This is a genomic window from Methylobacterium sp. WL119 (genome assembly GCF_008039875.1).
Taxonomy (GTDB): domain Bacteria; phylum Pseudomonadota; class Alphaproteobacteria; order Rhizobiales; family Beijerinckiaceae; genus Methylobacterium.
Map to the genome: position 1 here is coordinate 1 of NZ_VRUU01000049.1, position 23,464 is coordinate 23,464.

Genomic DNA, 23,464 nt, shown 5'->3' on the forward strand with positions numbered 1-23,464 from the left:
GATCGCCGAACGTGCCGGTCCACACATGAGGACCAGCACGCACCCTGGCGCGGGGTGGAGCAGCCCGGTAGCTCGTCAGGCTCATAACCTGAAGGTCACAGGTTCAAATCCTGTCCCCGCAACCAAATCAGCATGAAGCCCGCGCCGTCCGACACGACGGCGCGGGCTTCGTCGTGCGCGGTCAACGAGCTTCGTCAAGCCTCATGCGAACCCTGCGCGTCATCGGCATCGGGACCGGCGATCCGGAGCACCTCACCCTCCAGGCGGTGCGGGCCCTGGCCGACGTCGACGCGGTGTTCGTCCTCGACAAGGGCGCCGACACGGACGACCTCGTCGCCCTGCGCCGAACGATCTGCGCCCGGCACATCCGCAAGGCGTATCGCCTGGTCGTGGCGCAGGATCCCCCGCGCGAGCGCCGGCCGGCGGACTACGCTGCCACCGTCGAGGCCTGGCACGCCGCCCGGGCCGACCTCCTCGGCGGCCTGATCGCGACGAATCTCGGGGCAGGGGAGGTCGGCGCCTTCCTGGTCTGGGGCGATCCGGCGCTCTACGACAGCACCCTGCGCATCCTCGAGCGCATCCTCGCCCGCGATGCCCGAGCCTTTGCCTATACGGTGATCCCCGGCATCTCCAGCGTGCAGATGCTGGCGGCCGCCCACCGCATCCCGCTGAACCGGATCAGCGGGGCCGTCCACATCACCACGGGCCGCGCGATCGCCGATGGCCTGCCGCCGGGCGTCGGCAGCGTCGTGGTGATGCTCGACGCCGACCCGCGCTTCGACCATCTCGATCCCGAGCTGACGATCCACTGGGGTGCCTATCTCGGCTCGCCGGACGAGCTCCTGATCGTCGGGCGGCTCGGCACCGTCGGGCCGGAGATCCGCCGGCAGCGCGCCGCGGCACGCGCCCGCCACGGCTGGATCATGGACGTCTACCTGCTGCAACCGCCCGAGACGCCCTGATCCCAGCCGGGCGCGGCGAACGGGCCACGGACGCGTCCGCCCGGCTGCGGTAGAGCATGCGCCATGCTGACCTTGCGACCCTACCAGCGTGCCAGCCTCGACGCGCTTGCCGCCGCCTGGAGCGGGGCAGGGGGGCAGCCCCTGCGCGACGGCCTGATCGTGCTGCCGACCGGCGCGGGCAAGGCGCTGGTGATCGCGGCGCTCGCGCGGGAGACGCTGCAGGCGGATCCCCTCGCCCGCATCGTCGTCGTCACCCACAGCCGGGAGCTGATCGCCCAGAACTTCTCCGAGCTCACCGGCTACTGGCCGGAGGCGCCGGCCGGGATCTTCTCCGCCGGGCTCGGGCGGCGGGAGGCGGGGGCGCAGGTGCTGGTCTGCGGCATCCAATCCGTCGCCGACCGGCTCGACGCGATCGGCCCGCGCGATCTGGTCATCGTGGACGAGGCGCACCTGATCCCGCGCTCGGCCGAGACCCGCTACGGCCGCTTCCTCGCCGGCCTGCGGGCGCTGCGGCCGGAGCTTCGCGTCGTCGGCTTCACCGCGACGCCCTATCGGCTCGACAGCGGACGCCTCGACGAAGGCGCGGGCCGGATCTTCGAGGGCATCGTCTACGAGGTCGATGCCGGCGACCTGATCGGGCAGGGCTATCTCTGCCCGCTCCTGTCCAAGGCGACGCTGACCGCCCTCGACGTCGCCGGCGTGGGCAAGCGCGGCGGCGACTACATCCCGAGCCAGCTCGAAGCGGCGGTCAACCGCGACTGGATCACCCGCGCCGCGGTCGAGGAGATGGTCGGCTACGGCCGCGAGCGCCGGGCCTGGCTCGCCTTCTGTGCCGGGCTCAGCCACGCGGACGCGGTGCGCGACGCGATCCGCGCGGAGGGCCATTCCTGCGAGACGATCTCCGGCGAGACCCCGCGGCGCGAGCGCGACCGGATCGTGGCGGCCTTCCGCGCCGGGCGGATCCGCTGCCTGACCTCCGTCGGCGTGCTCGCCACCGGCTTCAACGTGCCGGAGGTCGACCTCATCGCCCTGCTCCGGCCGACCCAGAGCACCGGGCTCTACGTGCAGCAGGTCGGGCGCGCGCTCCGCAACGCGCCCGGCAAGCGCGACGCGCTGATCCTCGACTATGCCGGCCTGGTGCGGATGCACGGCCCGGTGGACGTGGTCACCGCCCGCACCGCCGCCGCGGTGAAGGGCAGGGAAGGGCTGGCGCGGGCCAAGCCCTGCCCCGGCTGCGGCGCGCTGATCGCGCTCAACGCCTCGACCTGCGAGCCTTGCTGGATCGAACCGGAGGACGACGCGGCGTCCGCCAAGCACGAGGCCGCGGCCGACGACGAATTGCCGATCCTGTCCGAGCGCGCGGACGGCTGGCGGCCGGTCTCGGATTGGCGCTTCGAGCGCGGGGCGGACGGCCTCGACATCGTGCTGCGCTGCTCCGACGGCGCCCATCGCATCCGGCTCGCTCTGGAGCGGACGGGCTTTGCCCGCGACAAGGCGGTGCAGTGGTGGCGCGGGCTCGGCGGCGGCCGCGCGGCGCCGATGGATGCCGCCGAAGCCCTGGACCGCCGCGACGAGCTGGTGTGTCCGGCGGCGATCCGCATCCGCCCGAGCGGCCGGGCCTCGGAGGAGGTGGCCTGCCGCTTCCCCGACGGACGCATCGTCTCCGATGTCCGCCGCCTGGCCGATGCGCTGGCCGCCTGATGCGAGGGCGTTCGTGACCCGGGGCAAGCGTAGAGGGCAGGGGGCTCGGAGCGCCCTCGCCCGGGACGACGCGAGCCTGGATCCGCTGGGCCCGGATCGCCGAGGCCGTGAAGGCGATCCTGCCGGATGCTGGCATGCCAGCTGGTTCGGGACCGGCCGAAGCCCCCTCGCCCCGGGGACATCAGCCTTTCATGTTCCATAATATACCTTATGCGAATAACGGATGTGCCCTTTAGGGGCGTGTTTCCGCAGGCGATCCCGGGCGGTCGGCGGCCGGAATCGAGTGCGGTCAGCGCACCGTGACGCGCACGTCGGACTCGTAGCCGGTGCCGTCGGCGTTGATGACGAAGATGCGGAAGGTGTCGAGCCCCTCGAACCCCTCCTCCGAGGTGTAGGTCAGCTTCAAGCCCGGCACCTTGCGGGCGTTGCAGGCTGCCAGCGCCGATCCCACGCCGTAACGGGGAAACGAATCCGTCTGCGCCAGCTCGATCGAGCCGTGCCGGGGCTGCTCCAGGGTACGGATCACCACCGGGCCCTGCGAGGAGCAGTCCGGGAACAGCGAGGCGAAGAACGCGATGGTGCGGGCCTCGCCCTTCGGCACCACCCGCATCAGCGGGAACGCGGCCGGCGGCGGAGGCGTGGGCGGCGCGGGCGGCGTCAGCGTGGTCGGCGGAATCGGATCGGCCGGCGTGGCGAGGGCCGGGCGCGTGCAGGCGGGAGCGGCGAGACACAGGGCCGCGAGCGCGGCGATCGGCAAGCGGGGCATGGCCGGGACGCGCGACAAGACCGGGAAGCGGGGCATGGCATCTCCTCGTATCCGGCCTGCAGCGTAGGGTGCGCCAGCGTCCGGCGCATGACGCATGACCGGCCGGCCCGATGCAAATCTTCGTGCGGTCGCGCAGCGCCCTCCGGCGCCCACCGTGCCGGAACCGGTCTCACGCCTCCAGCGGGATCTCGATGTGGAAGCGGGCGCCCTGCCCGCGCGGCGTCGCGATCCGGGCGTCGAGCTGGCGGGCGAGGTTCGCGATCACGCGCATGCCCAGGCTGCCCGAGGCCCGGCCGATGTCGAAATCCGCCGGCAGGCCGACGCCGTCGTCCGACACGTCGAGGACGAGCGCCGCGCCGGTGCAGGCGGCGCCCACGCGCACCTCCCCGGCCCTGTCGGGATAGGCGTACTTGATCGCGTTGGTGACGAGCTCGTTGACCATCAATCCCATCGGGATCGCCCGGTCGGCCGAGACCCGCAGCGGCTCGGCGCTGCAGCGGATGCGGTGGTTCGGCGCGCTGCTCTGCAGGTTGGCCGTCAACGTCTCCAGGAACTGCGCGAGGTCGATCTCGCCCGGCGTGGTGTCGCCCTGGCGCCAGAGCTGGTCGTGGACCCCGGCGATGGCCTCGACCCGGGTGCGGGCGTCGATCAGGGCGTCGCGCACGGCCGGGTCGTCGGCGTTGCGCGCCTGCAGCGCGAGCAGGCTCGCGACGATGGCCAGGCTGTTCTTCACCCGGTGGCTCATCTCACGGACGAGCAGGTCCTGCCGCGCCAGCGCCTGCTTGAGCAGCCCCTCCGTGCGCTGCCGCTCGATCGCGCCGCCGAGCAGGTTGGCGAAGCCCTGCATGAAGGCGATGTCGGCCTCGGTGAACATGCCCTCGCGGGTATCGTCGACCTCGAGCACCCCGAAGGCGCCTTCGCGGTTCTCGATCAGCACGTTGATCGCCCGGCGGATGCCGTGCTCGGCCATGATCTGCGGCGTGCGGAAGCGGTTCTCGTTCTCGAGGTGGTTGGAGATCACCGGCCGGCCGGTCTTGAGGGCGAAGCCCGCGGGCGAGGCGAGGTCGGCGCCGACGCGGGCGTGGCCGACGACGTTCGGTCCCCAGCCGACGCCGGCGCGCACCAGCAGCATGTCCTCGTCGTGCAGGTGCTCCAGCGCCTTGCAGAACTCGGCGCCCATGCCCTCGGCGCAGAGTTCGGTCGCCCGCTGCAGCAGCGCGTCGACGTCCTCGCCGCGCAGGGCCTCGACGCCGAACTCGGACAGGATCGCCTGCTGGCGGAGGCGGTAGCTCAGGTCCGGATGGTGATCGCTCATGACGCGGGGAGGGTAGCAGGGATGGGTGCGGGAGGCGACGCGCGTTGCGGACCGCCCTGCCCGCGCCGTTCCCGTTCGCGCCCCCTTCCCTGCCCCCGCCCTGCGCGCTGCCGCGCCCCCTGCCCTCGCCGCGCGAAGGTCCGTCCCCTGGCCTTCGCACCGCACGATCCTATCTGGTTTCATTCCAAGCTGCGCCATCCCAGCTGCGCCATGCCCGGAGATCGCATGATACCTCTCAGGCTCACCGTGAACGGCACGGTGCGCGAGGTCCTCTTGGAGGATCCCCGCGTGACCCTGCTCGACCTGCTGCGCGAGCGCCTCCATCTCACCGGATCGAAGAAGGGCTGCGACCGCGGCCAGTGCGGCGCCTGCACGGTGCTGGTCGACGGCCGGCGGATCAACGCCTGCCTCGCGCTCGCCGTCAGCCTCGACGGCGCCTCCGTCACCACCATCGAGGGGCTGGCGGACGGCGACGCTCTGCATCCGGTGCAGGCGGCGTTCATCACGCATGACGGCTTCCAGTGCGGCTTCTGCACGCCGGGCCAGATCATGAGCGCGGTCGGGCTGATCACGGAGGGGCAGGCGGGGACCGATCCCGAGCGGATCCGCGAAGGCATGAGCGGCAACCTCTGCCGCTGCGGCGCCTATGCCGGCATCAGTGAGGCGGTGCTGGCCGCGCAGGGCGCCGGCGACGGCGCGGCGATCCGGGAGGACGCGGCGTGAACCTGTTCGACTACACCCGTCCCGCCAGCGTCGCCGAGGCGATCGCGGCGGCGCAGGCGCCCGGAGCGGCCTATCTCGGCGCCGGCACCAACCTGCTCGACCTGATGAAGGGCGGCGTCGTGACGCCGGCCCGCCTCGTCGACGTCACCCGCCTCCCCGGCCTCGACCGGATCGAGTTCCTGGACGACGGCGGCGTGCGCATCGGCGCGCTGGTGCGCAACAGCGACCTCGCCCACGATCCGCGCTTCGCCAAGACCTATCCCGCGGTGGCCGAGGCGCTTCTCGCGGGCGCCTCGGCGCAGCTGCGCAACGCCGCGACCGCCGCCGGCAACCTGATGCAGCGTACCCGCTGCCCGTACTTCGCGGATGCCACCTCCCCCTGCAACAAGCGCGCGCCGGGCTCGGGATGCGCCGCGATCGGCGGGGCGACGCGGCTGCACGCGGTGCTCGGCTGGAGCGAGCACTGCATCGCCACCAACCCATCGGATTTCTGCGTGCCGCTGGCGGCCTTCGACGCCGTCGTCGAGATCGAGGGCGCGGGCGGCCGGCGTGCGGTGGCGCTGGTCGACTTCCATCGCCTGCCCGGCGATGCGCCGGAGCGCGAGACCGACCTGGCGCCGGGCGAGCTGATCGTCGCGGTGCGCCTGCCGCCGGAGGCGGCCGGGTTTTCGGCCCATGCCCGCTACCTCAAGGTCCGCGACCGCACCTCCTACGCCTTCGCGGTGGTCTCCGCCGCGGCCGGCCTGCGCCTCAACGGCGACCGGATCGGCGAGGCCCGCCTCGCGCTCGGCGGGGTGGCGCTGAAGCCGTGGCGGGCGCGGGAGGCGGAACACCTGCTCGCCGGCCAGGCGCCGGACCCGGATGTGTTCCGAAAGGCCGCCGACGCGGCGCTCGCCGGGGCCAAGCCGTCGGGCGAAGCCAACGTCTTCAAGATCGAGCTCGCCCGCCGCATCCTCGTGCGGGCCCTGACGCTGGCGGCCGCCGGCACGCCGGAGCGCCTGCCGGCGCTGCCGGCCTCGCCGTTCGCGGCCCCTTTCGCCGTCCCCTCCCCTTCGCCGGCAGGAGCCGCCCATGGCTGAGATCGCATTGACGTCCGCGCCGCAGCGGGCCCGCCACGGATCGAGCATGGGCCAGCCCCTGACCCGGCGCGACGGGCCGCTGAAGGTCACCGGCCGGGCGACCTTCGCGGCCGACAACGTCGCGGACGGCACCCTCCATGCGGCGCTCTGCGTCGCCCGGATCGCCCGCGGGCGCGTCACCCATCTCGACGTGGCGGCGGCCGAGGCCCATCCGGGCGTCGTCGCGGTGATGACGCCGGACAACGCTCCCGCCCTCGCCCAGCACCCGGACGACAAGCCCCACGGCTTCATCTTCCGCCTCGACCTGCTGCAGGATTCGGCCGTCCGCTACGCCAACCAGCCGATCGCGGTGGTGATCGCCGAGACGCTGGAGGCGGCCACCGAGGGCGCGCGCCTGCTGAGCCCGCGCTACGAGGCCGAGACGCCGCGCATCGGCCTCGACGCCGAGCCGCCGTTCACGCCCCCCGGCATCGGCGTCGGCCAGCCCCCGGAGGAGACCCACGGCGACGTCGAGGCCGGCCTCGCCGCCGCGAGCCGGCGGATCGCGGCGACCTACGAGACCCCGGCCCAGTACCACAACGCCATGGAGCCGCACGCGGCGGTGGCCTCCTGGGACGGCGACCGGCTCACGCTGCACACGCCGAGCCAGGGCATGTCGATGGCCCAGGGGCGCCTCGCCGGGCTGTTCGGGATCGCGCCGGAGAACATCCGGATCGAGAGCCCGTTCCTCGGCGGCGGCTTCGGCTCGAAGGGCCTGATCTCGGGCCCGCAGATCCTGGCCTGCATGGCCGCGCGCCTCGTCGGCCGGCCGGTCAAGCTGGTGCTCGCGCGCGCGCAGATGTACGGCCCGGTCGGCCACCGCGCCGAGACCCGGCAGAGCTTCCGCCTCGGCGCCGACGACGCCGGCAAGCTGACGGCGCTGGAGCACGAGACGCTGACGGCCTCGAGCCGGTTCGACGACTTCTTCGAGCCGGCCGGCGGCGTCTCGCACACCCTCTACGCCAGCCCGGCCATCGCGGTCCGGCACCAGGCGGTGCGGGTCGACACCGGCACGCCGCTGTTCATGCGCGCGCCCGGCGAGGCCTCGGGCAGCGTCGCGCTGGAGAGCGCGATCGACGAGATGGCGCTGGCGTGCGGCATGGACCCGCTGGAATTCCGCCTGGCGAACTATGCCGAGGTCGAGCCGATCTCCGGAAAGCCGTTCTCCTCCAAGGCCCTGCGCGAGTGCTACACCCGCGGCGCCGAGCACTTCGGCTGGTCGGCGCGGCCGAGAGCGCCGCGGCAGACCCGCGACGCGAACGGCCTCCTCGTCGGCTGGGGCATGGGCACCGCGACCTTCCCGGCGCTGATGTTCGAGGCGCAGGCGAAGGCCGAGCTGCGGGCCGACGGCACCGGCCTGATCGAGACCGGCGCGCACGACATGGGGCAGGGCGCCTGGACCGCGCTCGGCCAGATCGCCGCCGACGGGCTCGGGATCGGCCTCGACAGGCTGACCTTCCGGATGGGCTCCTCCGACCTGCCGAACGCCGGCATCGCCGGCGGCTCGGCCCACACCGCCACCGCGGGCGGGGCGATCCACGCGGCGGGCCAGGCGGTGATCGCGCAGCTCGCCGACCTCGCCACCAACGATTCCGCCTCCCCGCTCTACGGCGCGGGCAATGCCGGATTCGTCGCCCGCGACGGACGACTCTTCCGGCGCGACGACGAGAGCCGCAGCGAGGCGTATTCCGACATCCTGGCACGCGCCGGACGGGCGAGCCTCACCGCGACCGGGAAGGCCTCGACCGATCCGGCGGCGGCCAAGACCTACGCCATGCACGCCCACGGCGCGGTCTTCGCCGAGGTGAAGGTCGACCCCGATCTCGGCCAGATCCGCGTCACCCGCCTCGTCGGCGCGTTCGCGGCCGGCCGCATCGTCAACCCGCGCCTGGTCACAAGCCAGTATTACGGCGGGATGATCTGGGGAATGTCGTTCGCGCTGCACGAGCACGCGGCGATGGACGCCCGCACCGGCCGCTTCCTCAACGACAACCTCGGCGAATACCACGTGCCGGTGAACGCGGACACGCCGGCCATGGAGGCGATCCTGGTGCACGAGGACGACGCTCACGTGAACGCGCTCGGCATCAAGGGCGTCGGCGAGATCGGTATCACCGGCTCGGCCGGCGCCATCGCCAACGCGGTCTGGCACGCCACCGGCATCCGGGTGCGCGAGATCCCGATCACGCTGGACAAGCTGCTCGGGTAGCGCCCGCCGTCGCGATCCGGCAGCCCACGCCGGCGCGAACCCGGTCCCGACCGCCCTGCCCTCCCGGAGGCCCGTCGCTCAGCGGCGCGGCCTCCGTCGTCGTTCGGCCCGACCCGCGATCCGCAGGTCGCCTGCGCTCCCGAAGGGCTGCGGCGGTGCCGGCCAGCGTCTAATCCCGCTCCGTTCGTCGCAGCGGACGGTCCGCGTGCGCCGCCGCACCCAAGTCGAAAGAGAAACGGATTAAATATAGTTTGCTATACTTGTGCATTCGCACACATATTCGTCGAACGACATTGGTTATGTTCTTCTCGTTGGCGCAGGGCGGCATGTCCTGCAGAAGAAAACTTCGAGAGGAAGGATTATCTCATGACGCGCATCGTTGCCTCGGCGCTCTTCGCCGCCGTTCTCGCCCTCCCCGTCGCGGCTCGGGCCGGCGAGGGCGGTGGCGGCGACCGCCAGCCGGCCGGCGGCGGCCACATGAGCTCCTACGTGAACGACCCCTACCACGACCCCCGCTCCGCCCATTCGCAGCGCAACCGCACCGGGCAGCTTCTGGGCGCACCGATGTATTCCGACATGCCCGGCGCCACCGTCGCGCGCCGCGACGTGGTCTCGCCGCACTGGGCGTCCGGAAGCGCGGCCCCCCGCGGCCGCCGCTGATCCGATCCGCCGACCGGCGCCGGCATCCGGCGCCGCCCCGCCCGACATCCGAGCCCGCACGGCCGCCACCGCGCGGGCTCGCTCGCGTCCGCGCCGCGCCGCTCGACGGCAGGCGCCCCGCCGTGCCGGCATCGCAGCGATCGCCGCGAGTCGGCGCCCACATCGTTTCAGCGCAAGAGGATCCTTCGTGGACAACATCATCCAAGGCATCTCCGAGTTTCAGGACAAGGTCTTCCCGGGGCAGCAGGCGATGTACCAGCGGCTGGTCAGGGACGGGCAGCAGCCCAAGGCCCTGATCATCGCCTGCGCCGATTCCCGCGTCTCGCCCGAGCACATCACCCAGGCCGGCCCGGGCGAGCTGTTCGTCTGCCGCAACGCCGGCAACATCGTGCCGCCGTTCTCGACCGCCACCGGCGGCGTCTCCTCGGCGATCGAGTACGCCGTCGTGGCGCTCGGCGTCCGCGACGTGGTGGTCTGCGGCCATTCCGATTGCGGCGCGATGAAGGGGCTGATGAGCCCCGAGGCCCTGGCGAGGATGCCCAACGTCGCCGCCTGGCTCCGGCACAGCCACGCGGCCGAGCGGATCGTCTGCGAGGCCTATCCCGCCGACATGGACCCGAAGGAGCGCCACCGGGCGCTCGCCCTGGAGAACGTGATCGTCCAGCTCGCGAACCTGCGCACCCACCCGAGCGTGGCCGCGGGCCTCGCCAAGGGCCAGCTGCGGCTGCACGGCTGGTTCTTCGAGATCGAGACCGGCATTCTGCTGGCCTATGACGGCGAGGCCGGCCGCTTCCTGCCGCTCGACGCCCTCGATTCCGCCGGCGACTTCCCCGTCGCCCAGGGCTCGGCCGTGCGCATGGCGGCGCCGGAATACGCGCCGCCGCAGGCGGCCGCGTAGGGGCCGGGCCGATGCGACCCACCCAAACGCCCCCCGCGCGCATCCTCCCGGCCTCCCTCGCGCGGGACCTGCCGGCCTCCTTCGTCGTGTTCCTCGTGGCGCTGCCGCTGTGCATGGGCATCGCCCTGGCCTCGGGTGTGCCGCCCGAGCGCGGGCTGATCACCGGGATCGTCGGCGGCATCGTCGTCGGACTGCTCGCGGGCTCGCCGCTGCAGGTCAGCGGGCCGGCGGCGGGGCTTGCCGTCATCGTGTTCGAGTTCGTGCGCCAGCACGGGCTCGGGATGCTCGGCCCGGTGCTCGTGCTCGCCGGCGCGGTCCAGGTCGCCTCCGGCGCGCTCCGGGTCGGAGGCTGGTTCCGCGCGATCTCGCCGGCGGTGGTGCACGGGATGCTCGCCGGCATCGGCCTGCTGATCGTGCTCGGCCAGGTCCACGTGCTCACCGACGCCCTGCCGCTGGCCTCGGGCCTCGACAACCTCGTGGCGATCCCGGCCGCGTTCTTCGACTTCGTCACGGGCGAGGGCAACCGCGTCGGCGCCGTCACGGTCGGCCTCGCCACCATCGCGGCGATGATCGCCTGGGAACGCCTGCGGCCGGCGCGGATGAGGATGGTGCCCGGCGCGCTGATCGGCGTCCTCGCCGGCACCGCGGTCGCCGGGCTCGGCGGCCTCGCGGTCAAGCGGATCGAGGTCCCGGACGCGATCCTGTCCACCCTGTCGATGCCGGGGGCGGCGGAGTGGGGCCGGCTGCTCGAGCCGACGATGATCGTGATGGCGTTGACCATCGCCGCCGTCGCCAGCGCCGAGAGCCTGCTGTCGGCGGCCGCCGTCGACCGGATGCACGACGGGCCGCGCACGCAGTACAACCGCGAGCTCGGCGCGCAGGGCGTCGGCAACCTGATCTGCGGCCTGATCGGCGGCCTGCCGATGACCGGGGTGATCGTGCGCTCCTCGGCCAACGTCCAGGCCGGCGCGGCGACGCGGGCCTCGACGGTGATGCACGGGACGTGGATCCTCGCCTTCCTGCTCGCCCTCCCCTGGGTGCTGAAGCTGGTGCCGACGGCCGCGCTCGCCGGCATCCTGGTGGTCACCGGCTGGCGCCTGATCGGGCCCCACCACGCCGTCCACCTGCACGCGCGCTACGGCTGGCTCACCGCCGCGATCTGGCTCGCGACGATGGTGATGGTGGTGGCCACCGACCTGCTCACCGGCGTGCTGGTCGGGCTCGGGCTCAGCCTGCTCCAGGTCATTCCTACACTGCGCAAGGGCCGCCTGCGGATCGAGCACGCGGCGGCGACGGAGGTGGCGGGGGTGCCGGAACTGCGCCTCTCGGGCTCGGCCACCTTCCTGCAGCTCCCGCACCTCACCGAGGCGCTGGAGCGGACCCCCGAGGGCGGCGAGGTCCGCCTCGGGACGAAGGACCTCGCCCACATCGACCACACCTGCCTGGAGATGATCGGGGACTGGGCGGGACGGCGCGCCGCCTCGGGCACGCGGGTGTCGGTCGTCGGCGGGTTCGGCCGGCCGCACGAGAAGCTCGTCGCGGCCGTGGCGGCACCGTCCAAGGACTGAGCGGTGGACACGCGGGAACGAGGGACGGAACGACGGGGCCGGCATCGCGCGAGCGGTGCCGGCTCATCGCGTGCCCGAGCCCGCGCGTTCCGGCCTTACGCGTCCGCCGGGACGGCGGCATCCGCGATCGCGAAGAGGGGCGGCTGCAGGGCCCCCGCCTCCGCCACCGGCACCGCCCGCGCGCCGTCCGGGAGGGCGGGCCCCAGGAGGCGCAGGAAATCCTCGGAGGCGGCGACGTCGAGATCGGCCGCCTTGGCGCGGGTCTCGAGGCGGGCGAGGGTGTTCATCGCCGGGCCGAGCACGGTGTACTCGGCGCGCAGCCCGTCGTCGAAGACGCCGACGAGGAGGTCGCCGGCATGGAGCGCGACGACGACGCGGAGCGGGAAGTCGCCGGCCTCGGCGCGGGTGCGGTTCAGGGCGGACAGCCGGGTGCGGATCGCGCGGGCGCAGGCCAGCGCGCCGCGGGCCTGCGCCACCGGGCCGCCGACCACGAACTGCGCCAGCACGGCGTCGCCGACATACTTGTCGACGATGCCGTCGTGCTCGGTCACGGCCGCATGCGCCAGGGCGCGGATGGCGAGCAGCGCGCGCACCATCGCCTCGGGCGGATGCTCGCGGCTCAGGCGCGAGAACCCGCGGACGTCGAGGGCCAGCAGGCAGGCATGGCGCCGGCGTGCCGTTCCGAGGTCGCCGTCGCGGGCGAGCTCGGTCGCGACGCCGTCGGGAACGAAGCGGGCGAGCTGCGTGCGCTCGTGCTCGAGGCGCACGGCCTCGCCGGCGGCGTGGCGCAGGCGCGCGACCCCGTCGACCACCACGACGCTCGCGGCCAGGAAGGTCAGCAGCCCCGGCACCTGCTCGCCGAGATCGACATGCGGGCCGAGGAAGCCGGCCGGGTTGACGAGGCCGACGAGGATCGCGGCGCCCCAGGCGAAGACGACCGTGCCGGAGAACAGGGCCGCGTGCCACACGCGCATGCTGAGCGCGGTCTGCAGCAGCAGCAGGAAGGCCGGCAGCCGGCTCACCGCGTCGGCGGCCCCGCCATCGTCGGCGGCGCCCGCCAGCATGTGCTCGACGAGGACGTAGATCGCCAGCCCGGCGTTCAGCCCGGTGCCGGCCCAGGCGAAGCCTTCCGCGTGGCGCCCCTCCCCGCGCTCGGCCCGGCCGAACCAGACCGAGCCCGCCGCATAGAGGCCGAGGATGAACCAGTGGCTCAGCGCGTGCAGCGAGCCGTCGTAGACCTGCGCCGCCATCAGCAGCACGAGCACGATCACCACGCGCAGGACCAGCAGGCGACCGCCGGTGGCGCGCTGCATCAGCCGCAGGACGGTGTTCTCGTCCTGCGCGCGCTGTGCGGCCCTGTCGTCGAGCATGAGGCGGGTGCCCGCGCGGGTCGGGACTACCCGGCCCGGCTGAGCCGGCGGGCGCCGCCGAAGCGGTTGAGGAAGCGCGGCTCCTTCTCCGGCGCGATCCGGATGGCGAGGTGCAGCGTGCCGCCCTCCTCCATGCGCCGGTCGAGCACCTCGGCGTTCTCGTAGAGCCAGTGCAGGGCCGCGCCCTCCTCGGGGCCGAGGATGACCGCGAAGGTCGAGCGCGCGCGGGCGATGCGCGCCTCGATCCGCGCGGTCAGCGCCGACAGCCCCTCCCCCGTCAGCGACGAGACCAGCACCGGTGCGGCGCCGTCGCGGTCGTTGCGGTCGTGGGCCGAGAGGTTGGCGAGGCGCGTGCGCTCGCCCTCGTCGAGCAGGTCCGCCTTGTTCCAGACCTCGATGATCCGGTCGGCCGACATCTCGATTCCGAGCTCGCCCAGCACCGTGCCGACATCCTCGGCCTGCGCCTCGGAATCGACGTGGGCGACGTCGCGCACGTGGAGCAGGATGTCGGCCTCGATCACGTCTTCCAGCGTGGCGCGGAAGGCGGCGATCAGGGCGGTCGGCAGGTCGGAGATGAAGCCGACGGTGTCGGACAGGATCACGGTCTCGCCGTGCGGCAGCTTGGTGGCGCGGGCGGTGGGGTCGAGGGTGGCGAACAGCATGTCCTGCGCCACCACCTGCGCCTTGGTCAGGGCGTTGAACAGCGTCGACTTGCCGGCATTGGTGTAGCCGACCAGCGCCACGATCGGGTAGGGCACGCGCGCCCGGCTTTGCCGGTGCAGGCCGCGGGTGCGGGTGACGGCGTCGAGGTCGCGCTCGATCCGCGTCATGCGCTCCTGGATCATGCGCCGGTCGGCCTCGATCTGGGTCTCGCCGGGGCCGCCGAGGAAGCCGAAGCCGCCGCGCTGGCGCTCCAGGTGGGTCCAGGACCGCACCAGCCGCGACTTCTGGTAGGCCAGGTGGGCGTGCTCGACCTGGAGCGTGCCCTCGCGCGTCGAGGCGCGGCGGCCGAAGATCTCGAGGATCAGGCCGGTACGGTCGATGACCTTGGCGCCGAATTCCTTCTCGAGGTTGCGCTGCTGCACCGGCGACAGGGCGCAATCCATCACCACGAGGCCGATCTCGCTCGCCTTGATCAGGCCGGCGATCTCCTCGACGCGGCCCTTGCCGAGATAGGTCGAGGGCCGGATGCGGGCGAGGCTGAGCGGGATCGCCTCGACCACGTCGAGCTCGATCGCGGCGGCCAGCCCCACCGCCTCCTCCAGCCGCGCCTGCGTCGAGCGCGAGACCGGCGCCGGCCCGTGCGGCGACGCGGCCGCGGTGCGGCTGAGGTAGGGACCGATGACGAGGGTGTGGGTCGCGGCGGCGATCTCGCCTTCCGGCGCGGCCATCGCCTGCAGTCGGGCCTCGCCGGAGGTCAGCGTCTCGGTCATGGAATCCTTGAGCCGCCGCCCGTCGGGGCGGCGGCGTGATGCGTTTCGGAACCCCTCAGATGGGGCTGAGCGGCCGGCGAACCAAGATGGCGCGGAACACGCTCGCGCGGACCGGGGCCGGCCGCGCGTCAGGAGCGCCCGGTCACGCCTTCTCGGGGGCGGTCTCGTCCGGCTCGAACAGCTGCACGGGATGGCCCGGCATGATCGTCGAGATCGCGTGCTTGTAGACGAGCTGGGAATGGCCGTCGCGGCGAAGCAGCACGCAGAAGTTGTCGAACCAAGTCACCACGCCCTGCAGCTTGACGCCATTGACGAGGAAGATCGTCAACGGAATCTTGTTCTTGCGGACATGGTTGAGGAAGGTGTCTTGCAGGTTCTGTGCGCGTTCGGCCGCCATCTTCTTGTCCTTTGTTGTCTTGGCGCCCGCCTTCGGGAGCGGGTTTTCGTTCTATCCGCGGCATCGATCCTGCCGCCGCAGCGCTGGTCTTGAGGAGCCCGCCGCGGAGCGGAATCGTGCATTACAGGTTCAATTCCGGCGCCGATGCAAGACCCGAACCGGCTCCGCACGCGACGAACGGGGGTTGCTTCTCACCGCTTCCGTCATCCGCCCGCAAGGCGCTCAGGGGCCGATCCCCAGGGACTTCAGCTTGCGGTGCAGGGCCGAGCGCTCCATGCCGATGAATTCGGCGGTCCGGGAGATGTTTCCCGAGAAGCGGGCGATCTGCGCCACGAGGTATTCGCGCTCGAAGATCTCGCGCGCCTCGCGCAGCGCCAGGCTCATCAGCTTCTCGCCGCCGGCGCCGTTCGGGGTCGTCGGCACCAGGGCGCCGATCTCGGAGGGCAGCATCTCCGAGGTGATCTCCTGGTCCGGGTCGGCCTGCGTCAGGATCATCAGCCGCTCGACGTTGTTCTTGAGCTGGCGCACGTTGCCCGGCCAGTTGTGCGACTGCAGCACCGCCATCGCGTCCTGCCCGATGACCCGGCGCGGCAGCCCGGTCTGGGCCGAGATGTTGTCCATGAAGAACTGGATCAGCTCCGGCACGTCCTCGCGGCGCTCCGAGAGCGAGGGCACGCGGATCGGCACCACCGAGAGCCGGTGGAACAGGTCCTCGCGGAAGCGCCCGGCGGCGATCTCCTCGGCGAGGTCGCGGGAGGAGGACGAGATGATGCGGACGTCGACGTGGACGCGGGTGGTGCCGCCGACGCGCTGGAAGTTCTGGTCGACGAGGACGCGCAGGATCCGGCCTTGCGTCTCCCGCGGCATGTCGGCGACCTCGTCGAGGTAGAGGGTGCCGCCATGCGCCTCCTCCAGCGCGCCGACCCGCCTCCCCTGCTCGCCGCCGGCCTCGACCCCGAACAGCTCCGATTCCATCGTCTCCGGCAGGATCGCGGCCGCGTTGAGCAGCACGAACGGCCCGCTCGCCCGGGCCGAGGCCTTGTGCAGGCCGCGCGCGGCGAGCTCCTTGCCGGAGCCCAGCGCCCCGGTGATCATCACCCGGGCGTTGGTCGGGGCGACGCGGTCCAGCGTCTGGCGCAGCTGGTTGATCGCCACCGAGCCGCCGACGATGCGGTTGGCGGTGCCGGAGCGCGCGGTGAGGTCGCGGACCTCGCGCCGCAGGCGCGAGGCCTCGAGCGCGCGCTCGGCCACCAGGATCAGCCGGTCGGCCTTGAACGGCTTCTCGATGAAGTCGTAGGCGCCCGCCTTGATCGCCGAGACCGCGGTCTCGATGTTGCCGTGGCCCGAGATCATCACCACCGGCAGGTCCGGGTGGGACGCCTTGATCAGGTCGAGCACCTGCAGGCCGTCGAGGCGCGAGCCCTGCAGCCAGATGTCGAGGAAGACGAGGTGGGGGCGGCGCGCCTCGATCGCGGCGAGCGCCTCGTCGGAGCTGCCCGCGGTGCGCGAGCGGTGGCCTTCGTCGTCGAGGATGCCGGCGACCAGGTCGCGGATGTCGGCCTCGTCGTCGACCACCAGGATATCGGCGCTCATGGCTGCATCTCCGCAATCTCTCGGGGGGCCGTCGTCGCGGCGCCCTTCTCGTCAGGGTTGGGGCGGGCCGGGCCCGCGACCGCGTCGTCCGCGGGCGACAGCGCGCGGGGCACGCGCATGCGCACCTGGCCGCCGCGGCCGGCGGGGTTGTCGTTCAGCTCGATCCCGCCGCCGTGCTCTTCCAGCACCTTGCTCACGATCGCCAGCCCGAGGCCGGTGCCGCCCTCGCGGGTCGTCATGTAGGGCTCCAGCAGGCGCTGGCGCCCCTCGACGGGAAATCCCTTGCCGTTGTCGGTCACCGCGATCGTGGCGAAGCCCTCCTCGACGGTGAGGCTCAAGCCGATCTTGCCCTTGCCGAGCTCGGCCTCCGGCACCTCGGCCACCGCCTCGACGGCGTTCTTGAGGATGTTGGTGATCACCTGGCTCAGCAGGCGGATGTCGAAGGCCGCGGTGATCTTCTCGGCCTCCGCCGTGCCGGTGCCGCCGAGGCCGTGCGCGGTGAAGGCGAAGTCGATGTCGGGGTGCGCCACCCGCATCATGAACAGGTTCTGCTTGGCGATCTCGGTGAGGTCGTTCTCGGCGATCGCGGGCTTGGGCATCCGGGCGAAGGAGGAGAACTCGTCGACCATGCGCTTGATCTCGTCGACCTGGCGGATGATCGTCGCGGTGCACTGGTCGAACACCTCCTTGTCGGCGGTGATGACCTTGCCGTACTTGCGCCGGATGCGCTCGGCCGAGAGCTGGATCGGGGTCAGCGGGTTCTTGATCTCGTGGGCGATGCGGCGCGCGACGTCCGCCCAGGCGGAGGTGCGCTGGGCCGAGACGAGGTCGGTGATGTCGTCGGCGGTCACCACGAAGCCGCGCGCGCCGCCCTGCGCCTGCTCGCTGGTGACCCGCACCGCGATGGTGCGCTCGCGCCCGCCCCGCGTGAGCTGGATCTGGTGCGCCTGCGCGCGCTGGCGCCCCTCGGCGCCGGGCAGGAGCGGGGCGAGCTCCGGCACCGCGTCGGACAGGCGCTGGCCGACGAGCGCGCCGTCGGCCAGATCGAGCATCCGCTCGGCGGCCGGGTTCGCGATGGTGACGAAGCCAGCGGCATCGACGCCGACGACGCCGGGCGAGACCCCCGACAGCACGGCCTCGGTGAAGCGCCGGCGGCGGTCGATCAGGTCGCTCGCCGCGGTCAGCCCGGCATGCTGACGGCGCAGCTCCTGCGTCATCTTGTTGAAGCTCTCGCCGAGATGGGCGAGGTCGCCGTCGGTCTTCCGCGCCGGAACTTGAGCGTAGAAGTTGCCCGAGGCGACCTGGTCGGCGGCGTTGATCAGGCGGCGGATCGGGGCGACGAAGCGGTTGGCGAAGTTCATCCCGAACCACACCGCCGAGAGCAGCGCGATCAGCGCGATCAGCACGAAGATCGAGGCGAAGGTCACCTGGATCGAGGTGCGCAGCGAATCGTAGGTGAGGTACTCGGCCGCCGCCGCGCGCGACACGCCGGGGAAGTCGATGGCGAGCTGGTTGACCTCGCGCTGCACCAGCAGCACCGCGTCGTCGTAGGCCGGCATCCGGAACATCGCCGCGAAGACGCGGCCCTCGGTCGGCAGCAGGCAGATCGGTTCGCTGGACTTGGCCGCGTCCTCGAAGGCGGCGGCCGAGGGCAGGCGCGTCGTCTTGAGCACGTCGATCTTGGCGCGCGCCACCACCTCGTTCGGCCCGCGCATGATCTGGGCGACCGGGAGGCCGAGATTGGTCGCGCGGGTGGTGAGGAAGCCCTCGAACCAGTCGCGGTTGACGTCGAAGTTCGGCCGCGCCCGCGTCAGGTCGTCGTTGAGGATGCGGATCTCGCGCGCCAGCGACTGGCACTGGTTCTCCTGGTAGGCGTCGGCCACCTCGACGGATTTCAGCACCACGTCGCGGACCCGGTCGGTGAAGCCGAGGGAGAGGCCGCGGTCGATCGTCACCGAGGCGACGACGGCCAGCAGGCAGGTCGGCAGGATCGCGATCAGCGAGAACAGGCCGACGATGCGGGTGTGGAGCCGGGCCACCGCCGCGTTGGCGCGCCGCGCATGCAGGAAGACCCGCGCCTCCCAGGCGATGATCACCGCGAGCCCGAGCACCAGGGCGACGTTGATGGCGAGCAGGGTGACGCCGATCGTCGGCGTCGGCGTCACGCGGATGACGCCGGCCAGCACCAGGAAGGTGGCGATCGCCGAGATCAGGGCGGTGACGACCACCCCGGCGCCGATCCAGCCGGGCCCGCGCGGCCCCGCCCGCAGCGCGTCGGGGACGGAGGCACCGCCCTCGTCGGGCCTCGCCGACGGGGCCTCCGAAGTCCTGGATCGCAGAAACGGCATGGCTGATGCAGAGCCACCACAGTGTGGCGAAATTATTACGAATCGGGCATTCGCCCGGTCGCGCCGCGGGCCCGGCGCTCCGGCCGCGACGCTTCGGCCTCCGCGCGCGCTTGGACCCCGGGCCGGACGATGCTATCCCGGTCGGCGGAGGCGAACGGGGTCTGGTGGCCCTCCTGGTCTTCAAAACCAGTGGTACGCCCAAAGCGTACGGTGGGTTCGATTCCCATCCGCTTCCGCCAACCGCCCTCCCCCGTATCGATCCACGCGCCCCTCCGGACGGGGCTCGCGCCTTGGTGCGGACGGCCGTCGCGGCTAGGACGCGACGGACCTGTCCCGGACGCGGTTTTCCTGATGTTCTCGACCCTGATGGTCGTGCTGCCGATCTTCGCGCTGATCTTCGCGGGGTGGCTGGTGCGGCGGCTCGACGTGCTCGGCGACGGCGCCACGGCGGAGCTCAACCGCTACGTCGTCTACCTGGCGCTGCCGGCGCTGCTCTTCGACGTGATCGCCCACACCCATGCCGCCGAGATCTGGCAGCCCGGCTTCATCGCGGTGTTCGGCCTGAGCAGCGTGATCGTCTTCGCCGCCACCGTGACGTTCCGCCTGCGCCGGCCGCTGCCGCTCGCGGACGCGGCGATCGACGGCCTCAACGCGGCCTACGCCAACACCGGGTTCATGGGCTTTCCCCTGGCGCTGGTGGCGCTCGGCCCGGCGGCGCTGGCGCCGACCACCATCGCCGCGATCATGACCGTCTGCGTGGTGTTCGCGCTCGCCATCGTCCTGATCGAGATCGGGCTTCAGGCCGAGGGGCGGCGCTCCGACCTGGTCCTGAAGGTCGCCCGCTCGCTCGTGCGCAACCCGCTGCTGATCGCGCCCGCCCTCGGCGCGCTGGTCCCGCTCTCGGGCGCGGCCGTGCCGCTTCCCGCCGAGACCTTCCTGAAGCTGCTCGGCGGCTCGGCCGCCCCGTGCGCGCTCGTCGCGCTCGGCCTGTTCCTCGCCCGCCCGAGGGTGTCGGACGAACGCCCGGTCGCCGCGACCGCCCTGCTCGTCGGGCTCAAACTCGTGGCGCATCCGCTGCTGGCCTACGGCCTCGCGCGTGCCTTCGGCCTGCCGCCGCTGCTGCTGCACACCGCCGTGCTGATGGCGGCTTTGCCGACCGGGACCGGGCCGTTCATGCTCGCCGAGTTCTACCGGCGCGAAGCCGCCGTGACCTCGAACGTCGTGCTGGTCTCGACGATCGTCTCGATCCTCACCGTCTCGGGCTACCTCGCCGCCATCCGCTGACCGGGGGATACGGCTGTGGCCGCACCGCAACGCCCGGGGCGCGAGCGGCGCCACGGTTCGATTCCTGTCTTGTTATTGTGTTACATTCGCATAATGAAACATTATAACATGATGTGACGAGGCGTGATGCGAAGCGGGCAAGCGAGATTCCGGGCGACGCTGTTGGGACTGAGCCTGGGCCTGCTGCCGGGTGCGGCGCGGGCGCAGGACGCGGTCGCCCTGTCCGAGCTCAGCGTCACCACGGCGAGCCCGATCCAGCCCGGGCCGAAGGCGGCGCCCGAGGCGAGCCTGCCGGCGGGCATCCTGCCGGTGGCCGTCGACACCTTCTCGCCGGTGACGGTGGTGACGCGCGACCAGATCGCCCGCGAGCAGCCGCGCACGCTCGGTGACGCGCTGATGGACCGGCCCGGCATCTCGGCCTCGACCTACGCGCCGGGCGCGGCCAGCCGGCCGATCATCCGCGGCCTCGACAACAGCCGGGTGCGGATCCAGGAGAACGGCGTCGGCATCCAGGACGTCTCGGAGCTCGGCGAGGACCACGGCGTGCCGATCAACCCGCTGGTCTCCGACCGGATCGAGGTGATCCGCGGGCCCGCGACCCTGCGCTACGGCAGCCAGGCGATCGGCGGCGTGGTCTCCTCCGAGAACAACCGCGTGCCGACCTTCATCCCGCCGCGCGGCTATGCCGGCCAGGTCACCACCGGGTATTCCAGCGTCGACAACGGCCGGCTCGTGGCCGGCACCGTCGATGCGGGCTCGGAGAACGTCGCGGTCCATGCCGACGGCTTCCGGACCGGCGCCGACAGCTACGACACGCCCGCCGGCATCCAGGCCAACTCCGCCAACCGCTCGCAGGGCGGCGCGGTCGGCATGTCGGTGATCGGCGACCGCGGCTTCGTCGGGATCTCGTACAGCCACTACGACGCGCTCTACCAGATCCCCGGCGGCGAGGCGGCCGAGAGCCGCACGCGCCTGAACCCGAACCAGGACCGGGTGCTGGCGCGCGGCGAAGTTCGGCCGCTCGAGGGACCGTTCGAGGTGATCCGGTTCTGGGCCGGGGGCTCGGTCTACAAGCACCAGGAGATCGGCCTCGGCGAGGACGGCCTCGACGGGGTGCAGGCGACCTTCAAGAACCGTGAGGCCGAGGGCCGCGTCGAGCTGCAGCACGTGCCGGTCTTCACCGCCCTCGGCACGTTGACCGGGGCGCTCGGGCTCCAGGCCGGGCGGCGCGAGATCGGGACCTCGGGCGAGGCCGGCACCCTGCTGGCGCCGACCGATTCCCGCTCGAACGCCGTCTACCTGTTCGAGGAGCTGAACGTCGGCCACGGCCTGCGCTTCCAGGCCGCCGGGCGGATCGAGGGCGACCGCTCCACCGGCACGGCGACGCAGTTCCCGGGGAGCTACCTGCCGGTCGAGGGCGAGGATCCGCTCGCCTTCGGGCGGCGGCGCAAGTTCGCCCCCAAGAGCCTCAGCTTCGGCGCCCTGCAGGACCTGCCCTACGGCTTCGTCGCGAGCCTGAACGGGTCCTACGTCGAGCGCGCGCCCACCGCCTTCGAGCTGTACTCGCGCGGGGCGCACGACGCGACCGCGACCTTCGAGATCGGCGATCCCGACCTCAAGAAGGAGCGGGCGCGCACCGTCGAGGCCAGCATCCGCCGGGCGGAAGGTCCGCTGCGCCTCGACGCGACGGGCTACTACACCCGCTACACCGGCTTCATCTACAAGCGCGAGACCGGCACCCGCTGCGGCGACGACTTCGCCTCCTGCGGCTCCGACGACGCGCTGCAGCAGATCGTCTACTCCCAGCGCAACGCCACCTTCTACGGTGCCGAGATCGGCGCGCAGCTCGACCTGATCCCGGTGGGCGACGGCTGGGCCGGCCTCGAGGCGCAGTACGACTTCGTCCGCGCGCAGTTCGACGACGACACCTACGTGCCGCGGATCCCGCCCCACCGGGTCGGCGGCGGCGCGTTCGTGCGGGCGGACGGCTGGTACGCCCGCGTCTTCCTGCTGCACGCCTTCGCCCACACCGAGGTCGCGCCGCTGGAGACGACGACGCCCGGCTTCGACGACCTGCGCGCCGAGGTGAGCTACACCGAGCCCCTCGACCCGGCGGTCTACGGCGCGAGCGCGGTGACGCTCGGCCTTGCCGGCCGCAACCTGCTCGACGACCGCATCCGCAACTCGGCCTCGTTCAAGAAGGACGAGATCCTGCTCGCCGGGCGCAACGTCCGGATCTTCCTGACCGCGCGGTTCTGACCGGCTCAGGAACCCGCGGCCTCAGCCGTGGCAGGCGCAGCCCGAATGGCCGCAGCCGGCATGGTCCGGGTGGCCGGCGGCGCAGTCCTCGCAGCAGAAGGTCTTGCCCGCGCGCGCGATGCCATGGCCCGGCGCGACCTCGCAGACGCAGTCGGGGCAGGCGCAGGGGACGGTCTCGGAGTCAGTCGGTGCCATCGGTCTCGCGTCCTGATCCGCGCCGCGGAATGCGGCCGGGACCGGAACGTTACAACCGGCGCGTTCATCCGGTCCAGGACGCGAGCGCAGCCGGGCCCGGTCGCGAACGCGCTCCCGGCGCCGTCCCCGGCATCGCCGCCGCGCGCGCCGGACGGTGCCTCAGCGTCGGCCCCTGTCGGCGGCCGACGGCTTCGGCTGCGACTTGGCCGGCACCGGCAGGTCGACGGTGCCGGTCGCCGTCCACTGGCAGATCGCGGTGCCCTGCAGGGCCAGGCAATCGTACTGCGCGCCGCCGAGGGCGACGTGCTCGGCGAGCGCGGCGATCCGATCCCGCGGAAACGCCGTGCAGCCGAGGTGGTCGGCCCTGGCATCGCCCAGGCGTGCGAGCGCGGCGGCCTCGTCGGGCGCTTCCCGCCGCAGGAGACGGTAGTTCGCCAGCGACGGGCACGCGATCACCGGTGCGGAGACCGGCCCCTGCACGGCCGGCGCCGGCTTGGCCGGCCTGCCCGGCGCCTGGGCTTGCACGGGCCGGGATACGGCCAGGGCGGACAGGGACGTGGCGAGCAGGATCGCGAGACGCATGCCTCCTCCTAAGCGCAGGCCGGCATCGGGCCAAGCCTCTGTCCCGGCGTCAAGCCTCCGTGATCGAGCCGGCGTGGCCGGCA

General features: G+C 72.6%; 19 protein-coding genes and 2 tRNA genes. 12 read left to right on the plus strand and 9 right to left on the minus strand.

Annotated features, from left to right (window positions below; genetic code table 11):
* Nucleotides 1-48 precede the first annotated feature (48 nt).
* The 3 genes from FV227_RS17185 (at nucleotide 49) to FV227_RS17195 (ending at nucleotide 2,663) form a co-directional block, all read left to right on the plus strand.
* Nucleotides 49-125, plus strand: a tRNA-Met gene (locus FV227_RS17185).
* 78 nt (nucleotides 126-203) lie between these two features.
* The gene (gene cobF / locus FV227_RS17190) at nucleotides 204-962 is read left to right on the plus strand and encodes a precorrin-6A synthase (deacetylating) (protein ID WP_147859534.1); all 759 of its coding nucleotides are present in this window, start codon (nucleotides 204-206) and stop codon (nucleotides 960-962) included.
* Nucleotides 963-1,025: 63 nt separating this feature from the next.
* A complete protein-coding gene (locus tag FV227_RS17195) occupies nucleotides 1,026-2,663 on the plus strand; it encodes a DEAD/DEAH box helicase (RefSeq protein WP_147859535.1) in 1,638 nt (545 codons plus the stop codon).
* A gap of 289 nt (nucleotides 2,664-2,952) precedes the next feature.
* Here FV227_RS17195 and FV227_RS17200 read toward each other — a convergent pair whose 3' ends face one another.
* Together FV227_RS17200 and FV227_RS17205 are read right to left on the minus strand one after the other, a co-directional pair.
* On the minus strand, nucleotides 2,953-3,465 hold the full coding sequence (locus tag FV227_RS17200) for a hypothetical protein (RefSeq protein WP_147859536.1): 513 nt from the start codon (nucleotides 3,463-3,465) through the stop codon (nucleotides 2,953-2,955).
* A gap of 133 nt (nucleotides 3,466-3,598) precedes the next feature.
* Nucleotides 3,599-4,744: a histidine kinase dimerization/phosphoacceptor domain -containing protein gene (locus tag FV227_RS17205; RefSeq protein ID WP_147729830.1), complete on the minus strand. Its 1,146-nt coding sequence runs from the start codon at nucleotides 4,742-4,744 to the stop codon at nucleotides 3,599-3,601.
* A gap of 225 nt (nucleotides 4,745-4,969) precedes the next feature.
* Here FV227_RS17205 and FV227_RS17210 point away from each other — a divergent pair, with 225 nt between their 5' ends.
* From FV227_RS17210 to FV227_RS17235, 6 genes are all read left to right on the plus strand, one after another.
* Nucleotides 4,970-5,467 (plus strand): (2Fe-2S)-binding protein, encoded by a 498-nt coding sequence (locus FV227_RS17210; protein ID WP_147729860.1) that lies wholly within the window; start codon nucleotides 4,970-4,972, stop codon nucleotides 5,465-5,467.
* Entirely contained in the window at nucleotides 5,464-6,546 is a 1,083-nt protein-coding gene (locus FV227_RS17215) for a xanthine dehydrogenase family protein subunit M (protein WP_147859537.1), read from the plus strand. Before FV227_RS17210 ends, FV227_RS17215 begins: the two co-directional genes overlap by 4 nt.
* Nucleotides 6,539-8,794 (plus strand): xanthine dehydrogenase family protein molybdopterin-binding subunit, encoded by a 2,256-nt coding sequence (locus tag FV227_RS17220; RefSeq protein WP_147729319.1) that lies wholly within the window; start codon nucleotides 6,539-6,541, stop codon nucleotides 8,792-8,794. Before FV227_RS17215 ends, FV227_RS17220 begins: the two co-directional genes overlap by 8 nt.
* A gap of 366 nt (nucleotides 8,795-9,160) precedes the next feature.
* Nucleotides 9,161-9,454 carry a hypothetical protein gene (locus tag FV227_RS17225; protein ID WP_147729318.1) on the plus strand — a complete coding sequence of 98 codons (294 nt, stop codon included), beginning with the start codon at nucleotides 9,161-9,163 and terminating at the stop codon, nucleotides 9,452-9,454.
* 187 nt (nucleotides 9,455-9,641) lie between these two features.
* Nucleotides 9,642-10,352: a carbonic anhydrase gene (locus FV227_RS17230; RefSeq protein WP_147730031.1), complete on the plus strand. Its 711-nt coding sequence runs from the start codon at nucleotides 9,642-9,644 to the stop codon at nucleotides 10,350-10,352.
* Nucleotides 10,353-10,363: 11 nt separating this feature from the next.
* Entirely contained in the window at nucleotides 10,364-11,920 is a 1,557-nt protein-coding gene (locus FV227_RS17235; protein WP_147729750.1) for a SulP family inorganic anion transporter, read from the plus strand.
* Nucleotides 11,921-12,015: 95 nt separating this feature from the next.
* Here the strand turns inward: FV227_RS17235 and FV227_RS17240 are convergent, their stop codons facing one another.
* From FV227_RS17240 to FV227_RS17260, 5 genes are all read right to left on the minus strand, one after another.
* On the minus strand, nucleotides 12,016-13,290 hold the full coding sequence (locus FV227_RS17240) for an adenylate/guanylate cyclase domain-containing protein (protein WP_147859538.1): 1,275 nt from the start codon (nucleotides 13,288-13,290) through the stop codon (nucleotides 12,016-12,018).
* Between the two features lie 26 nt (nucleotides 13,291-13,316).
* Nucleotides 13,317-14,723, minus strand: coding sequence for a GTPase HflX (gene hflX, locus FV227_RS17245; RefSeq protein WP_147843072.1), 1,407 nt, complete (start codon nucleotides 14,721-14,723; stop codon nucleotides 13,317-13,319).
* A gap of 142 nt (nucleotides 14,724-14,865) precedes the next feature.
* A complete protein-coding gene (gene hfq / locus FV227_RS17250) occupies nucleotides 14,866-15,120 on the minus strand; it encodes an RNA chaperone Hfq (RefSeq protein ID WP_066925253.1) in 255 nt (84 codons plus the stop codon).
* Between the two features lie 222 nt (nucleotides 15,121-15,342).
* Nucleotides 15,343-16,713: a sigma-54 dependent transcriptional regulator gene (locus tag FV227_RS17255; protein ID WP_147726345.1), complete on the minus strand. Its 1,371-nt coding sequence runs from the start codon at nucleotides 16,711-16,713 to the stop codon at nucleotides 15,343-15,345.
* Nucleotides 16,710-19,061 carry a PAS domain-containing sensor histidine kinase gene (locus tag FV227_RS17260; protein WP_147726346.1) on the minus strand — a complete coding sequence of 784 codons (2,352 nt, stop codon included), beginning with the start codon at nucleotides 19,059-19,061 and terminating at the stop codon, nucleotides 16,710-16,712. Before FV227_RS17260 ends, FV227_RS17255 begins: the two co-directional genes overlap by 4 nt.
* Before the next feature lie 146 nt (nucleotides 19,062-19,207).
* Between FV227_RS17260 and FV227_RS17265 the strand changes: the two genes are divergently transcribed.
* The 3 genes from FV227_RS17265 to FV227_RS17275 all read left to right on the plus strand — a co-directional run bounded on the left by FV227_RS17265 (nucleotide 19,208) and on the right by FV227_RS17275 (nucleotide 22,604).
* A tRNA-Sec gene (locus tag FV227_RS17265) sits at nucleotides 19,208-19,300 on the plus strand.
* 112 nt (nucleotides 19,301-19,412) lie between these two features.
* On the plus strand, nucleotides 19,413-20,345 hold the full coding sequence (locus FV227_RS17270) for an AEC family transporter (RefSeq protein ID WP_147726347.1): 933 nt from the start codon (nucleotides 19,413-19,415) through the stop codon (nucleotides 20,343-20,345).
* 126 nt (nucleotides 20,346-20,471) lie between these two features.
* Nucleotides 20,472-22,604: a TonB-dependent receptor gene (locus FV227_RS17275; protein ID WP_147726348.1), complete on the plus strand. Its 2,133-nt coding sequence runs from the start codon at nucleotides 20,472-20,474 to the stop codon at nucleotides 22,602-22,604.
* 21 nt (nucleotides 22,605-22,625) lie between these two features.
* Here the strand turns inward: FV227_RS17275 and FV227_RS17280 are convergent, their stop codons facing one another.
* A complete protein-coding gene (locus tag FV227_RS17280; RefSeq protein ID WP_147843076.1) occupies nucleotides 22,626-22,799 on the minus strand; it encodes a metallothionein in 174 nt (57 codons plus the stop codon).
* Between the two features lie 159 nt (nucleotides 22,800-22,958).
* A complete protein-coding gene (locus tag FV227_RS17285) occupies nucleotides 22,959-23,381 on the minus strand; it encodes a hypothetical protein (protein WP_147859539.1) in 423 nt (140 codons plus the stop codon).
* Nucleotides 23,382-23,464: the final 83 nt, after the last annotated feature.

Coding starts and splice junctions, on each gene's coding strand:
- cobF (WP_147859534.1), top strand. CDS start 204: ATGCGAACCCTGCGCGTCATCGGCATCGGGACCGGCGATCCGGAGCAC.
- FV227_RS17195 (WP_147859535.1), top strand. CDS start 1,026: ATGCTGACCTTGCGACCCTACCAGCGTGCCAGCCTCGACGCGCTTGCC.
- FV227_RS17200 (WP_147859536.1), bottom strand. CDS start 3,465: ATGCCCCGCTTCCCGGTCTTGTCGCGCGTCCCGGCCATGCCCCGCTTG.
- FV227_RS17205 (WP_147729830.1), bottom strand. CDS start 4,744: ATGAGCGATCACCATCCGGACCTGAGCTACCGCCTCCGCCAGCAGGCG.
- FV227_RS17210 (WP_147729860.1), top strand. CDS start 4,970: ATGATACCTCTCAGGCTCACCGTGAACGGCACGGTGCGCGAGGTCCTC.
- FV227_RS17220 (WP_147729319.1), top strand. CDS start 6,539: ATGGCTGAGATCGCATTGACGTCCGCGCCGCAGCGGGCCCGCCACGGA.
- FV227_RS17225 (WP_147729318.1), top strand. CDS start 9,161: ATGACGCGCATCGTTGCCTCGGCGCTCTTCGCCGCCGTTCTCGCCCTC.
- FV227_RS17235 (WP_147729750.1), top strand. CDS start 10,364: ATGCGACCCACCCAAACGCCCCCCGCGCGCATCCTCCCGGCCTCCCTC.
- FV227_RS17240 (WP_147859538.1), bottom strand. CDS start 13,290: ATGCTCGACGACAGGGCCGCACAGCGCGCGCAGGACGAGAACACCGTC.
- hflX (WP_147843072.1), bottom strand. CDS start 14,723: ATGACCGAGACGCTGACCTCCGGCGAGGCCCGACTGCAGGCGATGGCC.
- hfq (WP_066925253.1), bottom strand. CDS start 15,120: ATGGCGGCCGAACGCGCACAGAACCTGCAAGACACCTTCCTCAACCAT.
- FV227_RS17255 (WP_147726345.1), bottom strand. CDS start 16,713: ATGAGCGCCGATATCCTGGTGGTCGACGACGAGGCCGACATCCGCGAC.
- FV227_RS17260 (WP_147726346.1), bottom strand. CDS start 19,061: ATGCCGTTTCTGCGATCCAGGACTTCGGAGGCCCCGTCGGCGAGGCCC.
- FV227_RS17270 (WP_147726347.1), top strand. CDS start 19,413: ATGTTCTCGACCCTGATGGTCGTGCTGCCGATCTTCGCGCTGATCTTC.
- FV227_RS17275 (WP_147726348.1), top strand. CDS start 20,472: ATGCGAAGCGGGCAAGCGAGATTCCGGGCGACGCTGTTGGGACTGAGC.
- FV227_RS17280 (WP_147843076.1), bottom strand. CDS start 22,799: ATGGCACCGACTGACTCCGAGACCGTCCCCTGCGCCTGCCCCGACTGC.
- FV227_RS17285 (WP_147859539.1), bottom strand. CDS start 23,381: ATGCGTCTCGCGATCCTGCTCGCCACGTCCCTGTCCGCCCTGGCCGTA.